Genomic DNA, 26,621 nt, shown 5'->3' on the forward strand with positions numbered 1-26,621 from the left:
ATTGTCTTCCAGTCTACCGGTAGCGCCGACAGTGATGGGGGTTTGCGGGTACCTGAGTCCGCATGTGCCGCCCTGAACCGGTCTTGAACGGGTCCCGATATACGGAAGGGGGCCCAAAGAGGCTCACAGCGGCACTCAGCGCTTCCGGGCGTCAACCCTTCGCTACTCAGCGGTCAGGTACGGATTCGCAAGGGCGTGCGGATGCATGACGGGCCGCGCGGCAGGCGGTTTCCGCACCCCGCGCAGCCCTCCGTGAACTGCCTGTGTGAGTTACCTCACCCGTACGTGTCACCGGGTCCCGTGCTGCCCGGAGCGCGCAGGGGACCGTGCCGGCGGACCGGGCCGCCGGGGCCGAGGACCTTGATCAGCCGGACCGCGCCATGGCCGAGGTCCTCGTTCAGCCGGGCGACGAGCGTCGGCGCGAGGAGGCGCAGGTTCGTCGCCCACGCCGTCGAGTCGCAGCGCACCGTCAGCACGCGCTCGTCCTCGTCGTACCGCTCCGGCGCGCAGTGCTTGGCCACGTCCACGCCGACGATCTGGGGCCAGCGGCCCATCACGCCGCCCACCGCCGCGGGGGTCTCCCAGCCGCGTTCGGTGATCAGCCGGTTGATCGCGGCGCCGAGCGCCAGGGGATCGCGGCCGTCGGCGCGCGCGCCGGAGCGCAGACCGCCGCGTCGCGCCTGCTTCCTCTGCTGCGCCGCGTCGCCCCGCGCACGCGCCGCCTCCTTCGCGGCGCGCAACGCCACGCGCGCGAGATCGACGCCCGAGGGCTCGGGGGCCCTGGGGGTCTTCGGGCTGTTCGCGGAGGGGCCGGGGACCGGGGCGGAGGACTGCGGGCCGGGGCTCGTCGTCTGCTGCGGTGCGGAGTTCCGGTTCGGTTGCGGGCGGTCGGCCGCCGGGCCGTGCTCGGGGTTCATACGCGCTCCACCGCCCCGTCCGACACCGTGAACCGCGCCCCGGCCAGGACGTGCGGCACGTCGTCGTCCACCGCGGCGGTCACCAGGACCTGCTCGCCGGGCGCCACCAGCTCGGCCAGCCGCTCCCGGCGGCGGGCGTCCAGCTCGGCGAAGACGTCGTCGAGGATCAGCACCGGCTCGTTGCCCTCGGCGCGCAGCAGGTCGTACGAGGCCAGGCGCAGCGCCAGCGCGTACGACCAGGACTCGCCGTGCGAGGCGTACCCCTTGGCGGGCAGCTGGCCGAGCTTGAGGAGGAGGTCGTCGCGATGGGGCCCGACCAGGGTGACGCCCCGCTCGATCTCCTGCTTGCGGGCGTCGGCGAGCGCCGCGGTCAGCTGCGCGTAGAGGTCCTCGCGCGTGTGCGCCTCGCCCGGCGCGGACGGCTTGTACTCCAGTGCGAGTGGGCCGCCGCCGGGCGCCAGCTGCTCGTACGCCTTGTCGGCCAGCGGCTGGAGCGCCGCGATCAGGTCGAGGCGCTGCGCGAGCAGTTCGGCGCCCGCGCGCGCGAGGTGCTGGTCCCACACGTCCAGCGTGGACAGGTCCATGGAGCGGCCGCCGTGCCTGCGGGCCAGCGCGGCGGACTTCAGGAGCGTGTTGCGCTGCTTGAGCACCCGCTCGTAGTCCGAGCGCACCCCCGCCATGCGCGGCGAGCGGGCCGTGATCAGCTCGTCCAGGAAACGGCGCCGCTCCCCGGGGTCGCCCTTGACCAGGGCGAGGTCCTCCGGCGCGAACAGCACGGTCCGTACGATGCCGAGCACGTCACGCGGTCTGACCTGCGAGGACCGGTTGATACGGGCCCGGTTGGCGCGGCCCGGGTTCAGCTCGAGCTCGACCAGCTGCTGCCGCTCGCCCTGGCGCACCTGGGCGCGGATCACCGCTCGTTCGGCGCCCATCCGGACCAGGGGGGCGTCGGAGGCGACCCGGTGGCTGCCGAGTGTGGCGAGGTAGCCGACCGCCTCCACGAGGTTGGTCTTGCCCTGCCCGTTGGGACCCACGAAGGCGGTGACGCCCGGGCCGAGCGGCACCTCGGCCCGGGCGTACGAGCGGAAGTCGGCCAGCGACAGATGCGTGACGTGCATGGACCTTCGCCGGCCTCCTCCAGCAGTGCGGACCGTCGTGCGGTCCTGTGGACTACTTCTTCTCCACGGCGTGGCCGCCGAACTGGTTGCGCAGCGCGGCGATCATCTTCATCTGCGGCGAGTCCTCCTGGCGGGAGGCGAACCGCGCGAACAGCGAGGCCGTGATCGCGGGCAGCGGCACGGCGTTGTCGATGGCCGCCTCCACCGTCCACCGGCCCTCGCCGGAGTCCTGCGCGAAGCCCCGCAGCCCGTCCAGGTGCTGGTCCTCGTCGAGCGCGTTGACGGCGAGGTCGAGCAGCCAGGAGCGGATGACGGTGCCCTCCTGCCAGGAGCGGAAGACCTCACGGACGTTGTCGACGGAGTCGACCTTCTCCAGGAGTTCCCAGCCCTCGGCGTAAGCCTGCATCATCGCGTACTCGATGCCGTTGTGGACCATCTTGGCGAAGTGGCCGGCGCCGACCTTGCCGGCGTGCACCGAACCGAAGTCGCCCTCCGGCTTCAGCGCGTCGAAGATCGGCTGCACCCTGGCGACGTTCTCGGCGTCGCCGCCGTACATCAGCGCGTACCCGTTCTCCAGGCCCCAGACGCCGCCGGAGACGCCGCAGTCCACGAAGCCTATGCCCTTGGCGGCCAGCTCCTCCGCGTGCTTCTCGTCGTCGGTCCAGCGGGAGTTGCCGCCGTCCACGACCACGTCGCCGGGCTCCAGCAGCTCGGCGAGGGCGTCGACGGTCGACTGGGTCGGGGCGCCGGCCGGGACCATCACCCAGACCACGCGCGGGCCCTGCAGCTTGCCCACAAGCTCCTCGAGGCTGTGGACGTCCGCGAGATCGGGATTGCGGTCGTATCCGATGACGGTGTGGCCGGCGCGGCGGATCCGCTCGCGCATGTTGCCGCCCATCTTGCCGAGGCCGACGAGACCGAGCTCCATCAGTTGTGTCCTTAGGGGGTTCCGACGTGGCATGGGGGCACTCGCGTGCCCCGGCCGAGCCTAAACCCGGACGCTCGCGCACATCCGTGGGCATACGCGCTCATACGAAGGCGTACGCCCACGCCCCCATCGGACCGGCAAAGAACCGGGCCGGCAAGCCGCTCAGGCGGCCCGCCGGGGGCAGCGGCGGGACGTCCGGGGCGCCTGTGGACGACGCCCCCGCGCCCCGGCCGTCAGGCTCAGCCGCTCAGGCGCACCGGCATGATCAGGTACTTGTAGGCGTCGTCCGCCTCCGCGTCCACCGCGGGCCTGCCACTGAGCAGGGCGGGCTTGGTGGACGTCGTGAAGGACAGCTGGGCCACCGGCGAGTCGATGGCGCTGAGGCCGTCCAGCAGGAACGTCGGGTTGAAGGCGATGGAGATGTCGTCGCCGTCGAGCTGGGCGTCGACCCTTTCCACAGCCTGTGCGTCGTCGCTGGAGCCGGCCTCCAGGATGAGCACCCCCTGCTCGAAGCTCAGCCGCACCGGGGTGTTGCGCTCGGCGACCAGGGCCACGCGCTTGACGGCCTCCACGAAGGGGGCGGTCTCGATCACGGCGACGGAGTTGAACTCGGTCGGGAACAGCGTGCGGTACTTCGGCAGGTCGCCTTCCAGCAGCCGCGTGGTGGTCCGCCGGCCCGCGCCCTCGAAGCCGATCAGGCCCTCACCGGCACCGGAGCCGGACAGCGCGAGAATCACGCTGTCGCCGCTGGTCAGCGCCTTGGCGGTGTCCTGGAGCGTCTTGGCGGGCACCAGCGCGACCGCGGAGACGTCAGGGTTCTCCGGCTTCCACAGGAACTCGCGGACCGCGAAGCGGTAGCGGTCGGTGGAGGCCAGCGTGACCGTGTCGCCCTCGATCTCGATGCGTACGCCGGTGAGGACGGGCAGCGTGTCGTCGCGGCCGGCCGCGATGGCGACCTGCTGCACGGCGGAGGCGAAGACCTCGCCGGGCACCGTGCCCGTCGCGTTCGGCATCTGCGGCAGCGCCGGGTACTCCTCCACAGGCAGTGTGTGGAGCGTGAAGCGGGACGAGCCGCAGACCACGGTCGCCCGTACACCGTCCGTGGAAATCTCCACCGGCCGGTTGGGCAGGGCGCGGGAGATGTCGGCGAGCAGGCGGCCGGAGACCAGGACCGTGCCCTCCTCCTCGACCTCGGCCTCGACGGACACCCGAGCGGAGACCTCGTAGTCGAAGCTCGACAGGCTCAGCTGACCGTCCTCGGCCTTCAGCAGCAGGCCGGCGAGAACAGGCGCCGGCGGACGGGCCGGGAGGCTGCGTGCCGCCCAGGCCACTGCCTCCGCGAGTACGTCGCGTTCCACCCGGATCTTCACCGTAAGCCGCCTCCTGCTGTTGCTTCTGAGTCCTCCGACTCGGTGTCACCGCGCACTGCGGCGGGAAGGACACCGGGGACCAGTCTGACGCACGCCACTGACAGTAGGTGCCTGTCGGGGTCAAGTCGCTCCGAGGGGCGGCCGGGCTCGAGACGGCGAGTTGTGCACAGGCCCCGCTTCGAAACGAATTCCACGCTCTCTCTAGTCGGGAGTAGTAGTAGGGCCTGTGGATACGGTGGATAACCACGTTTGCCCAGCTCAGCGCGGAAATTTTGTCCACTGCCCCTGTGGGTGGAGCCGGTGGACAACCGGGCGCTTCTGTGGAGAACGGAAAGTTCTGCACACCTCGCCCACAGGCTGAGGGCAGTTCTCCCCAGCTGCGTCCCCAGATTTTCCCGGGTTTCCCACACCCCAAACCGGCAGCCTGGTGTGACGGCTTTCACTCGACGCGGTGATCGGGGTGGTCGCGTTGCCGAACAGTGGACAGCCATGTGGAGAAGGGGCCGATCATTGGGGACAACCGGCCACAGCCTGTGGGTTGCCCGTGGACAACTTTGTGCACAGCCTGTGGACCGCCGCTTTGTCCACAGCCTGTGGAGATCCTTCGTCCACGGATCCACAGGCACCTGAGCTGGGATGATGATCTCCTCACAGGCTGACCTGTGGACGCAGTCTGGACAACTTCGCAGTCCCCAGCGTGTGGACGGAAAAAAGTCGCCGAATCTGTGGAGGAAGGCCGTAACCGCACCCTGAAATCGAACAACGGAGGGCGGCGTTGACACGGGCGCCTGGGGGCGAGCGGCCCTCGGAAGCGTCGCGAGGCGCCATGGAGAGGCCGTCGGAGGCGTGTACGCGGGCCGGTGGGGAGGGCCGGAGCAGCGGGGGGCGGTCGCGGGGTGTCCTCACGAGGGCTGTGGGCGTTCCTGGGCCCCGGGGAGGCCGCGGGCGGCCCAGAGGACCGGTGCCCCTCCTCGCCGCCGGAACGGCGAGACGCGCCCCGGAGACCCCCGCAACGGCGAAAGGCGCCCCGGAGACCCCGGAGCGCCCTGCGACCGTGCCGGACCGGCCGGCCGTCGTCAGCCGTTCTTGATGCGGTTGGTCAGCTCGGTGACCTGGTTGTAGATGGAGCGCCGCTCCGCCATCAGCGCCCGGATCTTGCGGTCGGCGTGCATGACGGTCGTGTGGTCGCGCCCGCCGAACTGCGCACCGATCTTCGGCAGCGACAGATCGGTCAGCTCACGGCACAGGTACATGGCGATCTGCCGGGCGGTGACCAGCTGACGGCCGCGCGAGGTCCCGCACAGGTCGTCCACCGTGAGGCCGAAGTAGTCCGCGGTCGACGCCATGATCGCCGTCGCGGTGATCTCCGGGGTCGAGTCCTCGCCGCCGGGGATGAGGTCCTTGAGGACGATCTCCGTCAGCCCCAGGTCCACCGGCTGCCGGTTGAGGGAGGCGAACGCCGTCACCCGGATCAGCGCGCCCTCCAGCTCGCGGATGTTGCGCGAGATCCGCGAGGCGATGAACTCCAGCACCTCCGGCGGGGCGTTGAGCTGCTCCTGCACCGCCTTCTTGCGCAGGATCGCGATGCGCGTCTCCAGCTCGGGCGGCTGGACGTCGGTGATCAGGCCCCACTCGAAGCGGTTGCGCAGCCGGTCCTCCAGCGTCACCAGTTGCTTGGGCGGCCGGTCGCTGGACAGCACGATCTGCTTGTTCGCGTTGTGCAGGGTGTTGAAGGTGTGGAAGAACTCCTCCTGCGTCGACTCCTTGTCCGCGAGGAACTGGATGTCGTCGACGAGCAGGATGTCCATCTCGCGGTAGCGCTTGCGGAAGCTGTCGCCCTTGCCGTCGCGGATGGAGTTGATGAACTCGTTGGTGAACTCCTCAGAGCTGACGTACCGCACGCGCGTGCCCGGGTACAGGCTGCGCGCGTAGTGCCCGATCGCGTGCAGCAGGTGCGTCTTGCCGAGGCCCGACTCACCGTAGATGAACAGCGGGTTGTACGCCTTGGCCGGCGCCTCGGCGACCGCGACCGCCGCAGCGTGCGCGAAGCGGTTGGACGCGCCGATGACGAACGTGTCGAAGAGGTACTTCGGGTTCAGCCGCGCCGTCGGCTCGCCCGGCCCGGGCGTCGGTTTGGCCGGTGCGCCCGAGGGGCCGGACGTGCCGTGGCCGGGCTGGTTCGGGCCGCCGGGACCGCCCCGGGGACCGTGCCCGGAGCCGGCCGACGGCTCGGGCAGCTCGCGGCGGCCGCCGTCCCGCTGGTCGTAGTCCCGCTGTTCGTAGTCGCCGCGGGAGGACTCGTAGTCCGAGCGCGACTGTTCGTAGGCGGGGCGCTCCATCGGCCTGGGCCGGTAGTCCTGTTGCTGGGCGTAGGAGTCCTTGGAGGACCCGTACGCGTCCTGTCCGCCGTAGGAGTCCTGCGAGCCGTAGCCGTCCTGGCGGCCGTACGTGTCCTGCTGGCCGTACCCGTCGCGCGTGCCGTACGGCTCCTGGGCGGGCGAGGCGTACGGGTCCCGCTCCGGGAAGCCGAGCCGCTGCTGCTGCCAGCCGTAGTCGTCCTGGCCGGGGCGCGGCCAGGCGCCGGGTTCGGGACGCTGGTACTCCGCGTACTCCGACGGGTAGGCCGGGCGGGCCGTGGGCAGCGCGTCCGTGCCGTCGGACTGCTGGGGGCCGCTGCGCGAGGGCGGCACCTGGTCGCCGCGGTCGCCGGGCGCGCCCTGGGGCTGGTCGCCGCGGCCGGGGCGGTGGCCCTCGCCGCGGTGGTCGGGCCGACGGCGCCCGTACCCCTCGTAACCGCCCTGGCCGGTGGGCAGTTCCTGCTCCTCGTAGCGCTGCTGGGGCGCCGGCGGCGCGGGGGGCCGGGACTCACCGACCGAAGTGTCGACGGTGATCGCGATGCGGATCGGCCGGCCGCACTCGCGGCTCAGCGTCTCACTGACGATCGGGGCGAGGCGCCCCTCCAGCACGTTCTTCGCGAACTCGTTCGGCACGGCGAGCAGCGCGGTGTCGGCGACCAGCGCGAGGGGCTGGCAGCGGCGGATCCAGTGCTCGTCCTTCGTCTCGACCCCCTGCCCGCGCCCCTCCCCGAGGAGGTGTTCGAGAACTCGTGGCCACACTGCGGCAAGATCGGCAGGTACGTCAGCCACAGGGCACGCTCTCTCACGGGGTCCCACGAACGTGTGGTTCGGGACGGGTCGGGATCTAAACGGGGGACAAGGGAACGAATGGGAGACCAGCCACGGTAGTCAGCGCGGCCGGTACGGTTCAAGTTGTTGTCCCCAGGCTGTGGACAGTGTCCCCCGCCGTCAGCCGGTTTGACCGGACGGCCCGGCCGCGCGTACCGTAACCAGGTCGAGTTGTCGATGGCTGCTGCCGCCTGCCTCCGAAGGGCACAGATCGCGTCAAGGTGATCGGTAAGCGGTGCACACGGGCGTGACTGCGAGCTACTCGTGGGCGCACGGTGACAGCCAGGACGGCACCCCGCCACCTACCGATTCTTTCTGGAGCCCCCGAGTGAGCAAGCGCACCTTCCAGCCGAACAACCGTCGTCGCGCGAAGACCCACGGCTTCCGGCTGCGTATGCGCACCCGTGCCGGCCGCGCGATTCTCGCGTCCCGCCGTAGCAAGGGTCGCGCCCGCCTGTCCGCCTGATCCCGATCAGGTCATGACATCGTGCTGCCTACCGAGAACCGGCTGAGGCGGCGCGAGGACTTCGCGACCGCGGTACGACGAGGGCGCCGGGCAGGACGCCCACTCCTCGTCGTCCACCTTCGTAGCGGTGCCACGGACCCGCACGCGCCAGGGGAGAGCGCTCCCCCGACACGTGCGGGTTTCGTCGTGAGCAAGGCAGTGGGGGGAGCCGTCGTGCGCAACAAGGTGAAGCGCAGACTTCGCCATCTGATGCGCGACCGGGTCACCCTGCTGCCCCCCGGTAGCCTGGTAGTCGTACGAGCGCTGCCCGGCTCGGGTGACGCCGAGCACGCACAGCTGGCCCGAGACCTGGATGCCGCCCTTCAACGACTGCTGGGAGGGGGCGCACGATGAAGTACCCGCTGCTGGCCCTGATCAAGCTGTACCAGTGGACGATCAGTCCGCTGCTGGGGCCGGTGTGCAAGTACTACCCGTCGTGTTCCCACTACGGCTACACGGCCATCGACCGGCACGGTGCGATCAAGGGCACGGCACTCACCGCCTGGCGCATCCTGCGGTGCAATCCGTGGTCGCTCGGTGGCGTGGACCATGTCCCGCCGCGCAAGCGTCCGCGGTGGCACGAAATGCTGCGCGGCGCCTGGCGTGCGCGCAGGGGCGGGCCCTCCGCCGCCGAACCGGCCACCGACGGGAGTATGCCGTCGAGCCCGGCCGCAGAGACCTCGTCCCATGCCCAAGGAGCATGATTAGTGGACACGATTGCCAGCCTCTTCAGTTTCATCACCTGGCCCGTCTCATGGGTCATCGTCCAGTTCCACAAGGTGTACGGGGCGATCTTCGGGCCTGACACCGGGTGGGCCTGGGGCCTGTCCATCGTGTCCCTGGTGATCCTGATCCGCATCTGCCTGATCCCGCTCTTCGTGAAGCAGATCAAGGCGACCCGGGCCATGCAGACGCTCCAGCCCGAGATGAAGAAGATCCAGGAGCGCTACAAGAACGACAAGCAGCGTCAGTCCGAAGAGATGATGAAGCTGTACAAGGAGGCGGGAACCAACCCGCTCTCCTCGTGCCTTCCCATCCTGGCGCAGTCCCCGTTCTTCTTCGCCCTGTACCACGTGCTCAACGGCATCGCGTCGGGCAACAAGATCGGCTACATCAACGACGCCCAGCTCGCCAGCGCCCGCCAGGCGCACATCTTCGGCGCCCCGCTGGCCGCGAAGTTCCTGGACGGCGCCGACACGGTGGCCAAGCTCGGCGCGTCGCTGACCGACGTGCGGGTCGTCACCGCCCTCATGATCGTCCTGATGTCGGCGTCGCAGTTCTACACGCAGCGTCAGCTGATGACGAAGAACGTCGACACCACGGTGAAGACGCCGTTCATGCAGCAGCAGAAGATGCTGATGTACGTCTTCCCCATCATGTTCGCCTTCTTCGGCATCCGCTTCCCGGTCGGTGTCCTCGTCTACTGGCTGACCACCAACGTGTGGACCATGGGCCAGCAGATGTACGTGATCCACAACAACCCGACCCCGGGTTCCAAGGCCCAGGCCTCCTACCTGGACCGGCTGCTCAAGCACGTCACGCACCACGGCAAGACCCGCGGCCGGGGCGAGAAGGCCATCGTCAAGGCGATCGTCGCCAAGGGCCGCGACCGCAACGAGTTCGAGCGCAAGTTCATCAACGGTCTGAACAAGGCGGGCCTGACCGCCCAGCCCGACGGCACCGTGGTGAAGAGCGACGGCGCCGTGACCGTCCAGTCCGAGGACGGCACGACGACCACCGAGCCCGCCACCGGCGCCACGCCCAGGCGGCAGCAGCCCAAGCGGCAGACCAAGGCCCAGCGCCAGTCGGGCGGACCGAAGGCGGCCGGAGCCGGTGACCCAGAGTCCGAGCCGACGACGTCGCTGACCAAGTCCACCGAGCCGCAGGACGCCCCGCCCACCGCGAACGGCAAGGCCGCTCCCAAGCCCGGCAATGGTGCCCGGAGCAAGGCCCAGTCCGGTCAGCGCAAGGGTCCGCAGCGGCCCAAGTCCCCGTCCAAGAAGTAAGAAGGAGCCCATCCCGTGACGGAAGGCACCACCTCCGCCGCTGCCGAGGGGGCAGACGCCCTGACCCGCCTGGAGCAGGAGGGCGAGATCGCGGCCGACTACCTCGAGGGTCTGCTGGACATCGCCGACCTCGACGGCGACATCGACATGGATGTCGAGGCCGACCGCGCCTCTGTCTCGATCATCAGCGACACCGGCAGCCGGGACCTGCAGAAGCTGGTCGGACGGGACGGCGAGGTGCTGGAGGCGCTCCAGGAGCTGACGCGTCTGGCCGTGCACCGGGAGACCGGCGACCGGAGCCGCCTGATGCTGGACATCTCCGGCTACCGCGCCAAGAAGCGGGCTGAGCTGTCCGAGCTCGGCGCCAAGGCCGCGGCCGAGGTCAAGGCCAGCGGCGAGTCCGTGAAGCTCAAGCCGATGAGCCCCTTCGAGCGCAAGGTGGTGCACGACGCGGTCAAGGCCGCCGGCCTGCGCAGCGAGTCCGAGGGCGAGGAGCCGCAGCGCTTCGTCGTCGTGCTTCCCGCCTGAGCGGTACCACGTTCACCGGCCCCGTCTGTTGCGCAGGCGGGGCCGGAACTTTGTCAGCCTGAGGATTCTGGTGGTCGGCGCCGCTGGCGCTGATGCGGTACGGAAGGACGGTCCCCCGTGACGGAGGCAGCGGAGCTCCCCCCTGCGCCCGAGCAGGCACGTGACGTATTCGGTGATCGCTTCGCCGACGCGGTCCGGTACGCCGAGCTCCTGGCCGAGGCCGGAGTGCAGCGAGGTCTCATCGGCCCGCGGGAGGTGCCGCGCCTGTGGGAGCGGCACCTGCTGAACTGCGCGGTGCTCTCCGAGGTGGTGCCCGAGGGGGTGACGGTGTGCGACGTCGGCTCCGGAGCCGGCCTGCCGGGCATTCCTCTGGCCCTGGTCCGGGAGGACCTCAAGATCACGCTGCTGGAGCCGCTGCTGCGGCGCACCAACTTCCTGACCGAGGTCGTCGAACTGCTGGGCCTCGACCACGTCACTGTCGTCCGGGGGCGTGCCGAGGAGGTCATGGGCAAACTCACACCGGTCCATGTGGTCACCGCTCGCGCGGTCGCACCGCTGGACCGGCTCGCCGCCTGGGGCATCCCGCTGCTGCGCCCGTACGGCGAAATGCTCGCTCTCAAGGGGGACACGGCCGAGGAGGAGCTGAAAAGCGCGGCCACCGCCCTGGCCAAGCTCGGTGCGGTGGAGACCTCCGTCCTCCAGGTGGGCGAGGGCGTCGTGGACCCCTTGTCCACCGTGGTGCGCGTCGAGGTCGGGGAGAGCCCCGGCGGTGTGCGTTTCGCGGCCAAGCGTGCGAAGGCCGCCCGGACAGGGCGGGCGCGCCGACGCCGCTAGTCCGTTCGGGACGAGGAGTGGGCCGGGGCTGCTGGTCCGTTCGGGACGAGGAGTGGGCCGGGGCTGCTGGTCCGTTCGGGGAGGCGCCGCTCCGCGCGGTTCCGACCCATCCGGGAAGGCGCCGTCGGTGTTGGTCCGTTCGGCACTTGGCGCACACGGCGCGCGGAGTGCCGGCCCGTCGGTCGGACGTACTCCACACAAGCTGCCGAACCGTCCCATGACGGAGTGTCGCGACAGTTCGGACCCCGTCGCTGTGCATCGTGTTTCACGTGAAACGTCGCTCTCTGCTGCACGGCATCATCAACCGTGGCCGCGCTGCGGCCCAACCGCGCGATCGCAAGCCTCTCGGTTCACTCGGAGAGGTAGCGGAGTTGTCCACAGAGGTGGATTTCTCCACAGAACGCCAGGCCTCACTGGTTCGCGACCCCGAAGGCATGGGAGGCTCTGTTCATTGCGAGCCTGAAGTCGAGGAGAGTGAATCCTTGCGGTCCGACGCCAACATCGCGGGACCGATGACCGATCCGGTCCCCGGTCCCCGTACCGAGTCCATGGGGGAGCATGTTTCACGTGAAACACCGCCCCCTATGGACGACACTCCCATCGGTCGTGCCGCCCAACTGGCGGTCGAGGCTCTCGGCCGGGCAGGCGATGGACTGCCGCGCCCGGAACAGACCCGCATCATCGTGGTCGCCAACCAGAAGGGGGGGGTGGGCAAGACCACGACGACGGTCAACCTCGCCGCCTCCCTGGCCCTGCACGGCGGCCGTGTCCTGGTGATCGACCTCGACCCGCAGGGCAACGCGTCCACGGCACTGGGAATCGACCACCACGCCGAGGTCCCCTCCATCTATGACGTACTGGTGGAGAGCAGGCCGCTGGCTGAGGTCGTCCAGCCCGTCGCCGATGTCGAAGGTCTCTTCTGCGCCCCCGCCACGATCGATCTCGCCGGTGCGGAGATCGAGCTGGTGTCCCTGGTCGCACGCGAGAGCCGGCTCCAGCGGGCGATCCAGGCCTATGAGCAGCCGCTGGACTACATCCTCATCGACTGCCCGCCCTCGCTCGGCCTGCTGACCGTCAACGCGCTGGTCGCCGGCGAGGAAGTCCTCATCCCGATCCAGTGCGAGTACTACGCCCTGGAGGGCCTTGGACAGCTCCTGCGCAACGTGGACCTGGTGCGCGGGCATCTGAACCCCACGCTGCACGTCTCGACCATCCTGCTCACCATGTACGACGGTCGGACGCGCCTTGCCTCTCAGGTCGCGGAGGAAGTCCGCACCCACTTCGGCGACGAGGTCCTGCGGACCAGCATCCCCCGCTCCGTCCGTATCTCCGAGGCGCCCAGCTACGGCCAGACGGTGCTGACTTACGATCCAGGTTCGAGCGGTGCCCTCTCATACCTTGAGGCGGCACGAGAAATCGCGCTGAGGGGCGTAGGTGTCAGCTATGACGCCACCCACGCTCACATCGGCGCTCAGAGCGACCCGAGCATGGTGGAGGGCATTCAGTGAGCGAGCGACGGAGGGGGTTGGGCCGTGGCCTCGGCGCGCTGATCCCTGCTGCCCCGACCGGGGAGAAGACGCCGGCTCAGGCGACCGCGGGGAGTGTTGCTTCAACCTCTCCCACGGCGGTCCCAGTGCTGACCGCGGAACGCGGCGACCGGGGAGTGGCCGCTGCTCGGGTGGCCGCGCTGCCGCCTGTTTCACGTGAAACAGAGGAGCCGTCGCCGAGCGGTGCGGCGGAGCTTCCCGCGCCTCCGATGGGTGCGCACTTCGCCGAGATCCCCCTCGACGCCATCACACCGAACCCGCGTCAGCCTCGTGAGGTCTTCGACGAGGACGCGCTGGCCGAGCTGATCACCTCCATCAAGGAGGTCGGCCTCCTCCAGCCCGTCGTCGTACGGCAGCTCGGCCCGGAGCGCTATGAGCTCATCATGGGCGAGCGGCGCTGGCGGGCCTGCCGTGAGGCGGGGCTGGAGGCGATCCCGGCGATCGTGCGGGCCACGGACGACGAGAAGCTCCTTCTGGACGCCCTGCTGGAAAACCTGCACCGGGCTCAGCTCAATCCGCTGGAAGAGGCAGCCGCCTACGACCAGCTGCTGAAGGACTTCAACTGCACCCACGACCAGCTGGCGGACCGGATCGGACGCTCCCGCCCCCAGGTCTCCAACACCCTGCGTCTGCTGAAGCTCTCGCCTGCGGTGCAGCGCCGGGTCGCCGCCGGAGTGCTCTCCGCCGGTCATGCGCGGGCGCTGCTCTCGGTGGAGGACTCGGAGGAGCAGGACCGGCTGGCTCACCGGATCGTGGCCGAGGGCCTGTCCGTGCGCGCGGTCGAGGAGATCGTGACCCTGATGGGGTCGCGGCCCAAGGCGGCGCAGCGCTCCAAGGGCCCGCGCGCCGGCGGTCGGGTCTCCCCGGCCCTGTCGGATCTCGCGACACGTCTGTCTGACCGCTTCGAGACCCGGGTGAAGGTGGACCTGGGGCAGAAGAAGGGCAAGATCACCGTCGAGTTCGCCTCCATGGAGGACCTGGAGCGCATCCTCGGCACCCTGGCGCCGGGCGAGGGCCCGGTGTTGCAGAAGAGCCTTCTGGACGGTGGTCCGGAGGAGACGGAAGAGGACGCCTGAGACCGCGGGAAACGCGGGCTCTCGGCCCAGTCGCCCGGCGGGAGCGGGTCGTGACCGGTTGTACCGGAACACGGCCCGCTCTTTGCTGTCCGTCGGTGTTGAGGAGATCGCGTCACGGTTACGATGCGATCGGGCATGGCATATCCACCGGGGGGCGCTCATGGTGCGGCGCCGCTCGCGACGCCGCAGGCGCAGGAAGCGAGGATCAGCCCTCATGGGTCGCAGGCTGCTGCCGCTCACACTGGACAACCTTCCGGACATCCCCCAGCGCTGCCGCGGGTGCGTCTTCTGGGAGTTGGACCCCGTCAGCGGAGAGGCCGCGCTGAAGGAGAACAGAGCCGCCGCCGAGAAGGAGGCATGGATCTCCGCCGTGCTGCTGGACTGGGGCTCCTGCGGCCGGGTGGTCTATGTCGACGACGTCCCGGTCGGGTTCGTCCTCTACGCTCCCCCGGCTTATGTGCCCCGCTCCGCGGCGTTCCCCACGAGCCCCGTCTCCTCGGACGCGGTGCAGCTGATGACCGCCTTCATCATGCCGGGCTACCGGGGACAGGGGCTGGGTCGCGTAATGGTCCAGACGGTCGCCAAGGATCTGCTGCGGCGGGGCTTCAAGGCCATCGAGGCCTTCGGGGACGCTCGCTGGGAGGAACCCGCCTGCATCCTGCCGGCGGACCATCTGCTGGCGGTGGGCTTCAAGACGGTCCGGCACCATCCCGCGCATCCACGACTGCGGCTGGAGCTGCGCTCCACACTCTCTTGGAAGGAAGACGTGGAGATGGCCCTCGACCGATTGCTCGGAGCAGTGCAGAAGGAACCGGCGCTACGACCGCTCTAGGAAGCTGAGCAACAGGTGGAGAAAGCGGGGGAGGAAGACACGCCCGTAAAACCGAGTGGGCCGGCCCGGACGGGCTGGCCCACTCGTGTTTCACGTGAAACATGCGTCGTCGTATGCGACGGCTTGTCGCGTCACTCGCTGATGAAGTCCTCGAGGTCGCGGACGATCGCGGCCTTCGGCTTGGCACCGACGATGGTCTTGGCCACCTCGCCGTTCTGGTAGACGTTCAGCGTCGGGATCGACATCACGCCGTACTTGGCCGCCGTGGCCGGGTTCTCGTCGATGTTGAGCTTGACGATCTCGATCTTGTCGCCATGCTCGGCGGCGATCGCTTCCAGGGAGGGGGCGATCTGACGGCACGGGCCACACCAGGCGGCCCAGAAGTCCACCAGGACGGGCTTGTCGCTCTTGAGGACGTCCTCGTCGAAGGTAGCGTCGGTCACGTTCTTCAGGGTGCCGGCCACGGCAGGCTCCTTAACTCGTTCGGTGCGGTGGGGTGGGTGGGAAGGTCAGACAGTGCTCTTCTCGGGCTCCGCCTTCTGCTCGTTGTCCGAGAGGGCGGCGAGGAAACGCTCTGCGTCGAGAGCGGCGGAACAGCCGGTGCCTGCCGCAGTGATGGCCTGGCGGTAGGTGTGGTCGACGACGTCGCCGGCGCCGAAGACACCCGTCAGGTTGGTGCGCGTCGAGGGGGACTGCACCTTGAGGTAGCCCTCCTCGTCCAGGTCCAGCTGGCCCTTGAACAGCTCGGTCCGCGGGTCGTGGCCGATCGCGATGAACAGACCCGTCACCGGGAGGTCCGAGAGCTCGCCCGTCTTGAGGTTCCGAAGCTTCAGCCCGGACAGCTTCTGCTCGCCCTGGATCTCGGCCACCTCGCTGTCCCAGATGAACTTGATCTTCGGGTCGGCGAAGGCGCGCTCCTGCATCGCCTTGGACGCGCGCAGGGTGTCCCGGCGGTGCACGATCGTCACGGACTTGGCGAAGCGCGAGAGGAAGGTGGCCTCCTCCATCGCGGTGTCGCCGCCGCCGATCACGGCGATGTCCTGGTCGCGGAAGAAGAAACCGTCACAGGTGGCACACCAGGAGACGCCCCGGCCGGACAGCGCGTCCTCGTTCGGCAGACCCAGCTTGCGGTGCTGCGAGCCGGTGGTGACGATGACGGCCTTCGCCCGGTGCACCGTGCCCTCGGTGTCCGTGACGGTCTTGATCTCACCCGTCAGGTCGACGGAGACGACGTCGTCCGGCACCAGCTCGGCGCCGAAACGCTCGGCCTGGGCGCGCATGTTGTCCATCAGCTCGGGACCCATGATGCCGTCGCGGAAGCCCGGGAAGTTCTCCACCTCGGTGGTGTTCATCAGCGCACCGCCCGCGGTGACGGCGCCCTCGAACACCAGCGGCTTCAGCGAGGCACGCGCGGTGTAGAGCGCCGCCGTGTAGCCGGCAGGCCCGGAGCCGATGATGATCACGTTTCGGACGTCGCTCACGGCTTGATTCCTCGTCTCTGGACTGTGTCCCTACGGCCGGTGGGAGCCCTTCTCTCTGCTCTCACCCCACCCAACGGATCCTAAGGGGCGCGCATTCCCGCTGGGTCGGCGCACACGCAAGTGCTCCGGAGTACGGGATGCCGCGCAGTGCCGTGACCGAGCGTCCGGGCCTTCAGGAACGCGGGTAGGAGCGGTCCAGCAGGACCTTGGCGGGGGTGGCGGGGTGGTGCACACAGGTCGCGTCGACGAGGTAGGCCGTGACCCGGGTGGGGTTGCCCTTCGCGTCGGGCAGGACGACAAGATAGGCGTCGTTGCCGTCGTAGGTGCCGGCCTTGGCCGCGAGCGGGGACGCGGTGCTGTTGATGCCCTGGCGGACGCAGGCGGGGACCGAGACAGTGGGCTCGCTCTTGAAGACGTGCGGCCTGTCGCTGCCCTTGTCCGACTCCACGCCGAAGCTGTGCGGGGGGCGGGCGGGCCCTGAGGATTTGGGCGCCTCGGCGAGCAGGCCGGACACCTGCTTCTCCAGTGTTCCCTCGGAGAAGGTGTCCGCTACGGTGCTCGGCCGGCCGTGAGCGGTGGAGTCCGGCCCCTTGTCGTCGTGCAGGGACACCAGCACGACCGAGGCGACTCCGAGCGCGGCGACGGTGAAGGCGGTACCGAGAAGGGCGATCCTGCGGCGGCCGCGAGGTGCGCGGGTCTTGCGACCCGGGCCGCTACTGGAGGTGCGGGCGCGGCCCGCAGGGCGCTTCACAGCCGGTGTTTCACGTGAAACATGCGCGGTCTCGGTGGCGCCGGAACGCGTGGCGACGCTCTCGGCGGCCAGGGCAGCGTCGATCTGGTCGGCGATGTCGCGGGGCATCTCCTGCGGGCCGTCCAGCGTGCCGAGCAGACTCCGGATCTCCTCGAGCGAGGTGTGCACGTCGGCGCACGGCGCGCAGCCGTCCAGGTGCCGGCGCAGCTCCTCGGCCCGGACGGGCGCGAGCAGGCCTTCGGTGAGGTCGGAGATCTCGGTGACGTCCGGGTGTCCGGCCGTGCCCGTCGTGGATGTCACGATCGCCCACCTCCGCCCTTCACAGCAGCTGAATCACTTGGCCCGGGGTCCCTGGAGCCGGGACTCCCGGGACTCTCCGCCGGTGGGACGGATGTCCCCTGCGCCCGGTTCCGTTCCGCGTCCAGCTCCTTTCCGGCGCGCTGCGGCCGCAGGTGCGTGAGCAGCGGCAGGAGTCTGGCCCTGCCCCGGGCGCAACGGCTCTTCACCGTCCCGGTGGGCACGTCGAGGATGCGGGCGGCCTCGGCGACCGGGTAGCCCTGCATGTCCACGAGTACCAGGGCGGCCCGCTGGTCGGGCGGCAGGGTGCCCAGCGCCTCGACGAGCTGGCGTTGCACGTCATTGCGCTCGGCGGGCGCCGAGGCTGACTCGTGCGGCTCCAGCAGGTGTTCCAGCCGCTCGGTGTCGTCCACGGGCGAGGTTTTGCGGACGGCCGCCTTGCGGGCCCGGTCCAGACAGGCGTTCACGGTGATCCGGTGCAGCCAGGTGGTGACAGCCGACTGGCCGCGGAAGGTGTGGGCGGCCCGGTAGGCGGCGACGAACGCGTCCTGCACGGCGTCGGCGGCCTCCTCGCGGTCCCCCAGCGTGCGCAGGGCGACGGCCCAGAGGCGATCGCGGTGGCGGCGCACCAGCTCACCGAAGGCGTCGTGGTCACCCGCCACATGACGGGACAGGAGATCCTGGTCGTTCGTGTCGCCGTAGCCGGTGTCGTCCCCCATCGGGCCCTCCCCCTCAGTGAGACGTCAGCCCGTGAACTTCACTTCGGTGAGAGCCTGCTTGTAACCGGCTCCGCTGTAGCCGTCACCGGGCGCCATGGGCACGTCCGTGATCCACAGCAGCACGTACCGCGTCTTCACGGGCTTCGACGCCTTCACCGTGAGGGAGGTCCCGTCGGTGGTCGCGGTTCCGATCTCCTGCATCCCGTCGACACCGGTCGAGGGGGACAAGGAGTCCGTGGCGTAGAGGTGGACCTTGGTCCGGGTGCCGCCGTAGCGCAGGCCTATGGACGCGGTGCCGACCGTCTGCGACGAGCCGAGGTCGTAGACGATGCCCACACCCGGCTTGTACGGGGCCAACTGCGGACCGTCGTTGTAGCGCCTGGTCCGCCAGTACGTCGACGTGTCGTCGTCGTAGGTGTTGCCGACGTCCTGCGGGGCCTGGGCGTCACCGCTGGCGACGTACTCCCGGGCATCCTGGATCTTTATCGGCAGGGCCGGCTTCGGCAGATGGTTCTTCTTGTCGTTGCCGTCCTGCGTCTGGGTCTGGGTGTCCTTGCCGGACTTGCCGCCCTGGTCCATCAGGGCGTCGGCGAGCTGCCAGCTCCCCAGGCCGAGCGCGGCGATGAGAAGCGCCGAGACGGCCCACTTCAGGGCCTTGCCGGTGCGGCTCTGCAACGGGGGCGGCGGGGCCGGGACCGGCTGGGGGACACCGGGGCGCGGCGTCGGACGCCCGTAGGCACCCTGCTGGTACGACGTGCTCTGGTACTCCGGCGGGCTGGTGAACGAGGGCTCCGGCGGGCGGATGCGCGGCATCTCGCCGATCGCCTTCACCAGTTCCTCGGGGGTGGTGCACGGCGACTCGTGGCGGGAGGCGGTGGCGCCGTCGTTGACGAGGGCGCGCATGGCGAGCTCGGACAGGCCGCGGTGGATGCCGGCGCGGACCTGGTCGGGGGCGATGAGACCGATGTCCTTGGGGAGGCCGGACAGGCCGTAGGCGTCGTTGTCGTAGGGCCAGCGCTGGGTGAGCGCGGCGTACAGCAGGGCGCCGATCGCCTCGGTGTCGGTGCGCTGCGGGGTGTCGGAGCTGATGCCCCGCAGCGCGGCGTTCACGGCGAGGCCGCGGATGCGCCACTGGCCGGTGGAGGTGCGCAGAACGGCGTTGGGGTTCAGGCGCAGATGGGCCAGGCCCTCGCGGTGCGCCGTGGCCATGGCGGAGGCGACCTGGCTGACCAGCTGGTAGGCGTCATGCGGTTCCAGCGGGCCGGCGGACAGCAGGGTGGTGAGTTCGGTGGCGTCGGGGAGCCATTCGTGGACGACGTAGACGAGGTCGTCCTCCTCGACGGCGTCGAGTACCTGGACGAAACGGGGGTCACCGAGCAGGGCGGAGGAGCGCGCCGCGGCCAGTACGGAGCGGGCACGCGCGTGGTAGGCGGGAAGGATGTGCACGCCGACGGCCCGGCGGAGCTTCTCGTCCACCGCCCGCCAGCTGCTGAACCCGTCCAGACGGGTGACGCACTCCTCGAGGCGGTAGCGCCCGGCCAGCTTGTGGCCGCTGTGGAGTTCGGGCGGTGTGCTCCTGGTCTCGGGACGCTCGGTCCCGCCGTCCTTCTGCGCCTCGTCGATGTCCGTGTCCCGCTCCCGCATCTTGGCCACCCCGTCGGCCGTGGCCTGGTCCGCCTCGGCGGTCAGCGGTTCGTCACCGCTGTTGTCTGCCACCTCGACGGCAGCCGTGCTCCGTTCCGCCACCGCCGCTCCTGCCTCCCCATCCGTCGCGCGTTGTCCAGCGCCGAAACCAATTGTGCCCACAGTCCGCTGCTATGCACGACACACAGCCTTGGCCGATGGTTGTGCGCCTACCCTCGCCTCAACGTCCCAGCCGCCCGCGGACCATTCCGACGAGGGAGTTCAGCTCCTCGATCCGCATCCGCCGGGCGGCGACGAAGAAGACGCCGAACAGCAGGACGCCGCCGGCCACCAGCGCCGCGAACGAGCCGACGACGCCCTGGCCCAGAGCGTGCCCGACGGCGTAGCAGGCTGCGCCGCTGATGAGCGCGGCCGGCACGGAGGCGATGCACAGCCGCGCGTAGGTGCGCAGCACGTGCGAGCCGTCGAGGTCGCCGCCGAGGCGTTTGCGCAGCCGGTTCCAGGCGACGCCGACGCCGATGGCGTAGGCGAGGCCGTACGCGGCGGCCATGCCGATCACCGCCCACCGGGCGGGCAGCAGGAAGTAGCACAGGGCCGAGGCGCCGGCGTTGACGGCGGCGACGATGACCGTGTTGTAGAAGGGTGTCCGGGTGTCCTCGTAGGCGTAGAAGGCACGCAGGACGACGTACTGGACGGAGTACGGGATCAGGCCGAGGCCGAAGGCCATCAGCATGTAGCCCATGTTCGTCGCCTCACTGGTGCCCGAGGAGCCGAAGATCAGCGTGCACATCGGGATGCCGAGCGAGACGAAGCCGAAGGCGACCGGGACGATCGCGACGGCCGTGGTGCGCAGGCCCTGGGAGATGTCGTCGCGGACGGCGCCGCCGTCGCCCTCGGAGGCGGAGCGGGAGATCCGCGGGAGCAGGGCGGCCATCAGGGAGACGGTGATGATGGCCTGCGGCAGGCCCCAGATCAGCTGGGCGTTGGCGTAGGCGGAGAAGCCGGTGCCGTCGACGGGCGAGTGCTTGCCCGCCGCGGTGGACAGCTGCGTCACGACGATCGCGCCGGCCTGGTTGGCGAGTACGAAGAGAACGGTCCACTTGGCGAGCGTCGCCGCTTTGCCGAGGCCGTGCCCGCGCCAGTCGAAGCGCAGCCGCAGCCTGAAGCCGGTCTCGCGCAGGTAGGGGATCATCGCGAGAGCCTGGACGACGAGACCGAGCAGGATGCCGATGCCGAGAAGCCGCTGGCCCTCGGCCGGGATGGTCGACACCTTCATCCCGGAGTCGGCCGAGGTGCCGTACACCCAGATGAACATGCCGAGGGTCACGATGATGACGATGTTGTTCAGGACCGGCGTCCACATCATCGCGCCGAACTTCCCGCGTGCGTTGAGGACCTGTCCCATCACCACGTGGATGCCCATGAAGAAGATCGAGGGCACGAAGTAACGGACGAAGGTGATGCCGACCTGGTCGGCCGCCGGGTCGTTCGCCACCGACGGGGACAGCAGGCGGATCAGGAGGGGTGCGCTGACTACCGCGAGCACGGTGAGCGCACCGAGGGCCGCCATGACCAGCGTCAACAACCGGTTGGCGAAGGCCTCGCCCCCGTCGTCGTCCTCCTTCATGGCTCGCACCAGCTGCGGTACGAAGACGGAGTTGAGGCCGCCGCCGACGGTCAGGATGTAGATCATCGTCGGCAGTTGGTAAGCCACCTGGAACGTGTCGCCGAGCAGACCGACGCCCAGTGCCGAGACGATCATCGCCGAACGGATGAAGCCCGTCAGCCGGGAGACCAGCGTGCCCGCCGCCATCACGGCGCTCGACTTGAGCAGGCCGGAGGCCTTGCCGCCCTTCTTCGCGGCCGGAGCCTCGGGGGGTGCGGCGACGGCCGCCTGCACGGTGGTGTCAGGGGCCGGGGCGGGCGCGTAGGGACCGGCGGGGCCCTGGCCGGCGGCGACCGGAGCCGGGCCGGGGTTGGCGGGGACGCCCATCGGGGGGTACGCGTTCGTCTCCTGCCTCGGGGCCTGGTAGCCGTACTGGCCGGCTGCCTCGTAGCCGCCCGCGCGGGGATCCTGGTAGCCCTGCTGGTAGTTCTGGTAGCCCTGCTCGGGTCCCTGGCCGACGCCGTGGCGCTGGCCCTGGTAGCCGCTCTGCTGCTGGTCCCGGAAGAGGTGGGCGAAGGCGTCCGGCTCCTGGTACTCCTCGCCGGAGTGGCTGACCAGGTCGTCCACGCCCACGAACTGCGTCGTGCGGGGGTCCTCGCCGTAGGGCAGGTGCTGGGTGGCGGGACCGGACGGCTCGGGCGGCGGTGTCTGGGCCCAGACGTGCGGGTCCGGGGCGTACGGCGACTGCGGCGGGTTGCCGTACAGCGGCTGCTGCGGCTCGTAGGAGCCCGGGGGTGGTGGCGGGTGCGCGGCGCGGTCGTACAGCGCCTCGCCGACCGGGTCCTGCGCGGTGAGGTCCTGCGCCCGGTAGGGGTCCTCGGCGTAGGCGTCCTGGAGGTACATGTCCGCCGGATGCTGCTGCGGCGCCTGGCCGTGCTCGGGCGGCGGGGCATCGGGGTGCCCCGAGCCGCCCACGGCCTGGCCGCGGTCACCGTCGTACGGCGCGTTCATGGTTACCCCACCTCATCGTCCCGGGCCCTCCGGGCCACGACATCCTCAACGGTCCACTTTCTCACCCGTGCCGGACGGGTCGGCGTTTTCCGCTGCGGTGTCCGGTGTCGGGTCACTCGGCTGCTCCGGGCCCTCGGCCCGGGGCCGGGCGCCCGGCTCTTCCGTGAGACGCTCGGCGGTGCCCGCGGGGTTCTCGGCCCGCTCGCGCTCAGGCCGTTCCGTGTCCTCGCCGGCTCGCCCGGGCTCTTCGGCGGCCTCCCCCGGTCCGTCCCCGTCCTGCGGGTCTCCGGCGTTCTCCCTGGCCGCGGCGCGCTTGCGCTGGGTGTACATGCGGAAGCCGGCGAGGACGAGGAGCAGGACGCCGCCGCCGATGACCAGCATCACCGTGGCGGTGATCTCGGTGACCTTCACGTCGAAGGTGACGGGCTCGCCGTACGGCCGGCCGTCCTGCGTGTACAGCTGGGCGATCACGGAGACGGGGCCGTTGGCGTTGGCCGACGTGGTGAACTTCACCGACTGGCTGTGTCCGCCGGAGACGGCGACCGGCTGCTCCGAGTAGGCCCGGCCGCTGATCTTGAGGCGGGTCGGGTTGGTCGAGGTGAGGCGCAGCACCAGGTGGTCGACGCCCTGCACCAGGTTGTTCTGCACGGTGACGGGGATCGTGGCGCTGCGGCCGGACAGCTTGGTCTCCGACTTGTCGATCAGCTTGACCTGCTCGGAGATGTCGTTGAGGTAGTCCTCCACGCCGTCGCGGAAGTCCGCCGCGGCCCGTTTCCGGCCCCGCCACGAGGTGGACATCTCCCGGTTCATGGCCCGGCCGAACGGCGTGACGACGCGCGACTCGTCGGTGAGCACGACCTTGAAGTTGTCGACCTTGTCCTGTGTCCGGGCGATCTCGGCGAACGCCGAGGCGCGCAGCTGCTGCTTGCGCAGCGCGGACGGGTAGCGCGAGGACGAGGGGACCTTCGTCGTCGCGCCGGGGTCGGGCTTGTCCTTGGCGGCCGCGCTCAGGGGCTGCGACTGGGACCAAGTGCTCTGCTGGAGGAGGGCCAGCGCCTGCGCCATGGCCTGGGCCTGGTTGGCGCTGGGCATCCGCTGCGGAGCGATGACGATACTGCGCTGCTTGGCGGTCTGGCCGTTGAGTTCGAGGCTCTGGGCGAGGAAGCGCTGCACGGCGAGGGTGCTCGCGCCGGCCTTCGTCAGGTCGTCCTCGAACGCCCGCGACAGCCGTGCGTCCGCGACGACCGCGGTGGTGCCTCCGCCGATCGGGCGGGCGGCCGACGGCGTGTACGTCAGCGAGTCGGACTCTTCCAGACTGTCGCTGCGCGCGATCACCTTGTCCGCGCCCGCCGAGGTGGCGACCCGGACGATCGACGAGTCGACGGCCCCGTCCACAGGCCAGGCGAAGTCCGTGTCGGGCTTCACGTGGAGCACCGTCTCCACGGTGCTGGCGGCCACGTCGGTGGCGTCCTTGATCTGGCTCAGCGAACCGGTGACGCTCGTGCCGTTGTGGGCGAGGGAGGCCAGATCGGGGTCGGCGAAGGGCAGTGCAACGACCTCCTTGCCCGCCACCGCCCGCTGCAGCTCGGCGAGCCACTGCTTCGCCACCGCCTGGTGGGTGCCGGTGACCGGGTCGGCGTCGCCGCCGGCCCGGATGCGGTAACTGCGGGTCATCGCGTCGACCGACGCCAGCAGGTCGGGGTCGATCACCCAGGTGACGTCCAGGTCCTTGCCCAGAGACAGCATCCGCTCCAGCCGGCCGCCGGGGGCGAGGTCCTTGGCGAGGTCGTCGTTGAGGAAGACCGGGACCTGCTGGGTGCCGGGGCCGGTCTCCGCCGTCATGTGCACGGTGGAGATCAGGGGCCACAGATAGGTCGTCTTCGTCTTGGCGGCCGCGTCGTCGGGCTGCCAGGGCAGGAACGTGTGCTGAATGCCCAGCACCTGCTCCCAGGCCTCGGCGGCGGTCTGGCCGGACAGTGAGACGGAGAGTCCGTAGACGCCGTCCGAGCCGAGTTTCAGCTTGCTGGCGGGCACGGCGATGCTGAAGCGCTGCGCGACCCCAGGGGCCAGCCGGCTGAACTTCTGGACGTACTTGCCGCCGATCTCCGGGCCGTCGGAGACCGGATCGAACGAGGTGCTCCGGGCGACGTCGTCGATGGCAGAGCGGGTCTCCAGCTCCTGGCCCACCCGCAGACCCACGTGGGCGTCGGTGACCGGCTGCTTGCCGTTGTTCGTCACCGTGCCCGAGACGGTGAGCGTGTCCCCGTCGGAGGGGACGCTGGGGGTGAGGGAGTCGACGGACACGGCGACCGTGCGCGACCCGGTGGCCGCCGCCCGCACGGCCTGCCGGCCCGTGGCGTGCGCGGCCGGAGCGGCGGGCAGCTGGAACAGAGCGGCTATCAGCGGCGCTCCGGCGAGGAGTGCCCCGGTGCGCCGCAGCAGGCGGCAGGCAGGTGAGGGAGAGGTCCCCTGGAAGTCTGCCGCCTCGGCCACGCGCTCGCCCGTCCCTCGTCGTCGTCAGTGGTCGTCGGAATGTGCGTCCCCGCATGGTAACGATGCGAGCGGAGGGTGAGTGCCACGGAGGCTGTCACAAGATCGGCGGGCCGACGTGAACAGCCTCTATATAGAGGTATCCGGTGATTGTGTTCGTTGTGTCACGTAGGTCCCGCTTGCGGACCGTCCGGCGGGCGCGACGGCGAAGCGGCCGGGCGTCCGGGCCACGTACTCTCTTCTGTTGTGCCGAACGCCAACGAAGACACCCCTGCCCTGAGCCAGGTACAGCAGCGCGCGGTGAGCGAACTGCTGCGCGTGGCCCCTGTCGCCGACGACCTCGCGCGCCGATTCCAGGAGGCCGGGTTCTCTCTCGCCCTGGTCGGCGGCTCGGTCCGGGACGCGCTGCTCGGCCGGCTGGGCAACGACCTGGACTTCACGACCGACGCCCGCCCCGAGGACGTACTGAGGATCGTGCGGCCGTGGGCGGACGCGGTGTGGGACGTGGGGATCGCATTCGGCACGGTCGGCGCGCAGAAGCAGGCCCGTGTCGAGGGCGTCGAGCGGTGCTTCCAGATCGAGGTGACGACCTACCGGTCCGAGGCCTACGACCGCACCTCGCGCAAGCCCGAGGTGTCCTACGGCGACTCCATCGGGCAGGACCTGGTCCGGCGCGACTTCACGGTCAACGCGATGGCGGTGGCACTGCCGGAGAAGGACTTCATCGACCCGCACGGCGGGCTGGAGGACCTGGCGGCGCGTGTCCTGCGCACCCCGGGCACGCCCGAGGAGTCCTTCTCGGACGATCCGCTGCGGATGATGCGGGCCGCCCGGTTCGCCGCTCAGCTCGACTTCGAGGTCGCTCCCGAGGTCGTGACGGCGATGAAGGAGATGGCCGAGCGCATCGAGATCGTCTCCGCCGAGCGGGTCCGGGACGAGCTGAACAAGCTGATCCTCTCCGCCCATCCGCGCAAGGGCCTGACGCTGCTGGTCGACACAGGTCTCGCCGACCGGGTGCTGCCCGAGCTGCCGGCCCTGCGGCTGGAGCGGGACGAGCACCACCGGCACAAGGACGTCTACGACCACACGCTGATCGTCCTGGAGCAGGCGATCGCCCTGGAGGAGAACGGCCCCGACCTCACCCTCCGGCTGGCCGCGCTGCTGCACGACATCGGCAAGCCGCGTACCCGCCGGTTCGAGAAGGACGGCCGGGTCTCCTTCCACCACCACGAGGTGGTCGGCGCCAAGATGACCAAGAAGCGTATGACCGCCTTGAAGTACTCCAACGAACTGGTGAAGGACGTCTCCCGGCTGGTCGAGCTGCATCTGCGCTTCCACGGTTACGGCACCGGCGAGTGGACGGACTCCGCCGTCCGCCGCTATGTCCGTGACGCCGGGCCGCTCCTGGACCGCCTGCACAAGCTGACCCGCTCCGACTGCACCACCCGCAACAAGCGCAGGGCCGCGGCGCTCTCCCGGGCGTACGACGGTCTGGAGGAGCGCATCTCCCAGCTCCAGGAGCAGGAGGAGCTGGACGCCATCCGTCCGGACCTCGACGGCAACCAGATCATGGAGGTCCTGGGGGTCAAGCCGGGACCGGCCGTCGGACAGGCCTACAAGCACCTGCTGGAGCTCCGTCTGGAGAACGGCCCGATGGAGTACGACGCGGCGGTGGCGGCCCTGAAGGAATGGTGGGCCGAGCAGAACTGATGCCGCGGGCCGGGGCGATGTTTCACGTGAAACACGGCTCCGGCTGAGCGGGGAATCCCCGGCCTT

Annotated in this window: 22 protein-coding genes; 10 read left to right on the forward strand and 12 right to left on the reverse strand. The window is 70.1% G+C overall.

Going from position 1 to position 26,621, the window contains the following annotated elements:
• Window positions 1-275 precede the first annotated feature (275 nt).
• From AB0N63_RS03705 to dnaA, 5 genes are all read right to left on the reverse strand, one after another.
• A complete protein-coding gene (locus tag AB0N63_RS03705) occupies window positions 276-917 on the reverse strand; it encodes a DciA family protein (RefSeq protein ID WP_365523570.1) in 642 nt (213 codons plus the stop codon).
• A complete protein-coding gene (recF, locus tag AB0N63_RS03710) occupies window positions 914-2,035 on the reverse strand; it encodes a DNA replication/repair protein RecF (RefSeq protein ID WP_365523572.1) in 1,122 nt (373 codons plus the stop codon). The genes AB0N63_RS03705 and recF overlap by 4 nt, the downstream gene beginning before the upstream one ends.
• Before the next feature lie 52 nt (window positions 2,036-2,087).
• Window positions 2,088-2,963 carry a phosphogluconate dehydrogenase (NAD(+)-dependent, decarboxylating) gene (gnd, locus tag AB0N63_RS03715; RefSeq protein ID WP_365523575.1) on the reverse strand — a complete coding sequence of 292 codons (876 nt, stop codon included), beginning with the start codon at window positions 2,961-2,963 and terminating at the stop codon, window positions 2,088-2,090.
• 239 nt (window positions 2,964-3,202) lie between these two features.
• Entirely contained in the window at window positions 3,203-4,333 is a 1,131-nt protein-coding gene (gene dnaN / locus AB0N63_RS03720; RefSeq protein WP_360717767.1) for a DNA polymerase III subunit beta, read from the reverse strand.
• 1,076 nt (window positions 4,334-5,409) lie between these two features.
• Window positions 5,410-7,479, reverse strand: a complete 2,070-nt coding sequence (gene dnaA / locus AB0N63_RS03725; RefSeq protein ID WP_365523578.1) for a chromosomal replication initiator protein DnaA — start codon at window positions 7,477-7,479, stop codon at window positions 5,410-5,412.
• Between the two features lie 367 nt (window positions 7,480-7,846).
• Between dnaA and rpmH the strand changes: the two genes are divergently transcribed.
• From rpmH to AB0N63_RS03770, 9 genes are all read left to right on the forward strand, one after another.
• Complete coding sequence (gene rpmH / locus AB0N63_RS03730; RefSeq protein WP_003956500.1) at window positions 7,847-7,984, forward strand: 50S ribosomal protein L34; 138 nt, start codon at window positions 7,847-7,849, stop codon at window positions 7,982-7,984.
• Between the two features lie 21 nt (window positions 7,985-8,005).
• On the forward strand, window positions 8,006-8,377 hold the full coding sequence (gene rnpA / locus AB0N63_RS03735) for a ribonuclease P protein component (protein ID WP_009189582.1): 372 nt from the start codon (window positions 8,006-8,008) through the stop codon (window positions 8,375-8,377).
• Entirely contained in the window at window positions 8,374-8,727 is a 354-nt protein-coding gene (yidD, locus tag AB0N63_RS03740; RefSeq protein WP_164586613.1) for a membrane protein insertion efficiency factor YidD, read from the forward strand. The genes rnpA and yidD overlap by 4 nt, the downstream gene beginning before the upstream one ends.
• 3 nt (window positions 8,728-8,730) lie before the next feature.
• The gene (yidC, locus tag AB0N63_RS03745) at window positions 8,731-10,029 is read left to right on the forward strand and encodes a membrane protein insertase YidC (RefSeq protein WP_365523582.1); all 1,299 of its coding nucleotides are present in this window, start codon (window positions 8,731-8,733) and stop codon (window positions 10,027-10,029) included.
• A gap of 15 nt (window positions 10,030-10,044) precedes the next feature.
• Window positions 10,045-10,557: a R3H domain-containing nucleic acid-binding protein gene (locus AB0N63_RS03750; protein WP_365523584.1), complete on the forward strand. Its 513-nt coding sequence runs from the start codon at window positions 10,045-10,047 to the stop codon at window positions 10,555-10,557.
• A gap of 117 nt (window positions 10,558-10,674) precedes the next feature.
• Window positions 10,675-11,391 (forward strand): 16S rRNA (guanine(527)-N(7))-methyltransferase RsmG, encoded by a 717-nt coding sequence (gene rsmG, locus AB0N63_RS03755; RefSeq protein WP_365523587.1) that lies wholly within the window; start codon window positions 10,675-10,677, stop codon window positions 11,389-11,391.
• Window positions 11,392-11,825: 434 nt separating this feature from the next.
• Window positions 11,826-12,899 carry a ParA family protein gene (locus AB0N63_RS03760; protein WP_365523825.1) on the forward strand — a complete coding sequence of 358 codons (1,074 nt, stop codon included), beginning with the start codon at window positions 11,826-11,828 and terminating at the stop codon, window positions 12,897-12,899.
• On the forward strand, window positions 12,896-14,014 hold the full coding sequence (locus AB0N63_RS03765) for a ParB/RepB/Spo0J family partition protein (RefSeq protein ID WP_365523589.1): 1,119 nt from the start codon (window positions 12,896-12,898) through the stop codon (window positions 14,012-14,014). Before AB0N63_RS03760 ends, AB0N63_RS03765 begins: the two co-directional genes overlap by 4 nt.
• A gap of 214 nt (window positions 14,015-14,228) precedes the next feature.
• Complete coding sequence (locus AB0N63_RS03770; RefSeq protein ID WP_365523591.1) at window positions 14,229-14,846, forward strand: GNAT family N-acetyltransferase; 618 nt, start codon at window positions 14,229-14,231, stop codon at window positions 14,844-14,846.
• 131 nt (window positions 14,847-14,977) lie between these two features.
• Here the strand turns inward: AB0N63_RS03770 and trxA are convergent, their stop codons facing one another.
• The 7 genes from trxA to AB0N63_RS03805 form a co-directional block, all read right to left on the reverse strand.
• Window positions 14,978-15,310: a thioredoxin gene (gene trxA, locus AB0N63_RS03775; protein ID WP_365523594.1), complete on the reverse strand. Its 333-nt coding sequence runs from the start codon at window positions 15,308-15,310 to the stop codon at window positions 14,978-14,980.
• 45 nt (window positions 15,311-15,355) lie between these two features.
• Entirely contained in the window at window positions 15,356-16,327 is a 972-nt protein-coding gene (gene trxB / locus AB0N63_RS03780; protein WP_365523597.1) for a thioredoxin-disulfide reductase, read from the reverse strand.
• 172 nt (window positions 16,328-16,499) lie between these two features.
• Window positions 16,500-17,378, reverse strand: a complete 879-nt coding sequence (locus tag AB0N63_RS03785; protein WP_365523600.1) for a zf-HC2 domain-containing protein — start codon at window positions 17,376-17,378, stop codon at window positions 16,500-16,502.
• Entirely contained in the window at window positions 17,375-18,094 is a 720-nt protein-coding gene (sigM, locus tag AB0N63_RS03790) for an RNA polymerase sigma factor SigM (protein ID WP_365523602.1), read from the reverse strand. Before sigM ends, AB0N63_RS03785 begins: the two co-directional genes overlap by 4 nt.
• A gap of 24 nt (window positions 18,095-18,118) precedes the next feature.
• Window positions 18,119-19,840: a protein kinase family protein gene (locus tag AB0N63_RS03795; RefSeq protein ID WP_365523605.1), complete on the reverse strand. Its 1,722-nt coding sequence runs from the start codon at window positions 19,838-19,840 to the stop codon at window positions 18,119-18,121.
• A gap of 118 nt (window positions 19,841-19,958) precedes the next feature.
• Entirely contained in the window at window positions 19,959-22,355 is a 2,397-nt protein-coding gene (gene murJ / locus AB0N63_RS03800) for a murein biosynthesis integral membrane protein MurJ (protein ID WP_365523607.1), read from the reverse strand.
• 45 nt (window positions 22,356-22,400) lie between these two features.
• Window positions 22,401-24,848 (reverse strand): DUF6049 family protein, encoded by a 2,448-nt coding sequence (locus tag AB0N63_RS03805; RefSeq protein WP_365523609.1) that lies wholly within the window; start codon window positions 24,846-24,848, stop codon window positions 22,401-22,403.
• 243 nt (window positions 24,849-25,091) lie between these two features.
• On the opposite strand from AB0N63_RS03805, the gene AB0N63_RS03810 reads away from it, so the two are divergent.
• Window positions 25,092-26,555 carry a CCA tRNA nucleotidyltransferase gene (locus tag AB0N63_RS03810; RefSeq protein ID WP_365523611.1) on the forward strand — a complete coding sequence of 488 codons (1,464 nt, stop codon included), beginning with the start codon at window positions 25,092-25,094 and terminating at the stop codon, window positions 26,553-26,555.
• Window positions 26,556-26,621 lie beyond the last annotated feature (66 nt).

It is taken from the genome of Streptomyces sp. NPDC093260 (assembly GCF_040683715.1).
Classification (GTDB): domain Bacteria; phylum Actinomycetota; class Actinomycetes; order Streptomycetales; family Streptomycetaceae; genus Streptomyces; species Streptomyces sennicomposti.

Coding starts and splice junctions, on each gene's coding strand:
- AB0N63_RS03705 (WP_365523570.1), bottom strand. CDS start 917: ATGAACCCCGAGCACGGCCCGGCGGCCGACCGCCCGCAACCGAACCGG.
- recF (WP_365523572.1), bottom strand. CDS start 2,035: ATGCACGTCACGCATCTGTCGCTGGCCGACTTCCGCTCGTACGCCCGG.
- gnd (WP_365523575.1), bottom strand. CDS start 2,963: ATGGAGCTCGGTCTCGTCGGCCTCGGCAAGATGGGCGGCAACATGCGC.
- yidD (WP_164586613.1), top strand. CDS start 8,374: ATGAAGTACCCGCTGCTGGCCCTGATCAAGCTGTACCAGTGGACGATC.
- AB0N63_RS03760 (WP_365523825.1), top strand. CDS start 11,826: ATGGGAGGCTCTGTTCATTGCGAGCCTGAAGTCGAGGAGAGTGAATCC.
- AB0N63_RS03770 (WP_365523591.1), top strand. CDS start 14,229: ATGGGTCGCAGGCTGCTGCCGCTCACACTGGACAACCTTCCGGACATC.
- sigM (WP_365523602.1), bottom strand. CDS start 18,094: ATGGGGGACGACACCGGCTACGGCGACACGAACGACCAGGATCTCCTG.
- murJ (WP_365523607.1), bottom strand. CDS start 22,355: ATGAACGCGCCGTACGACGGTGACCGCGGCCAGGCCGTGGGCGGCTCG.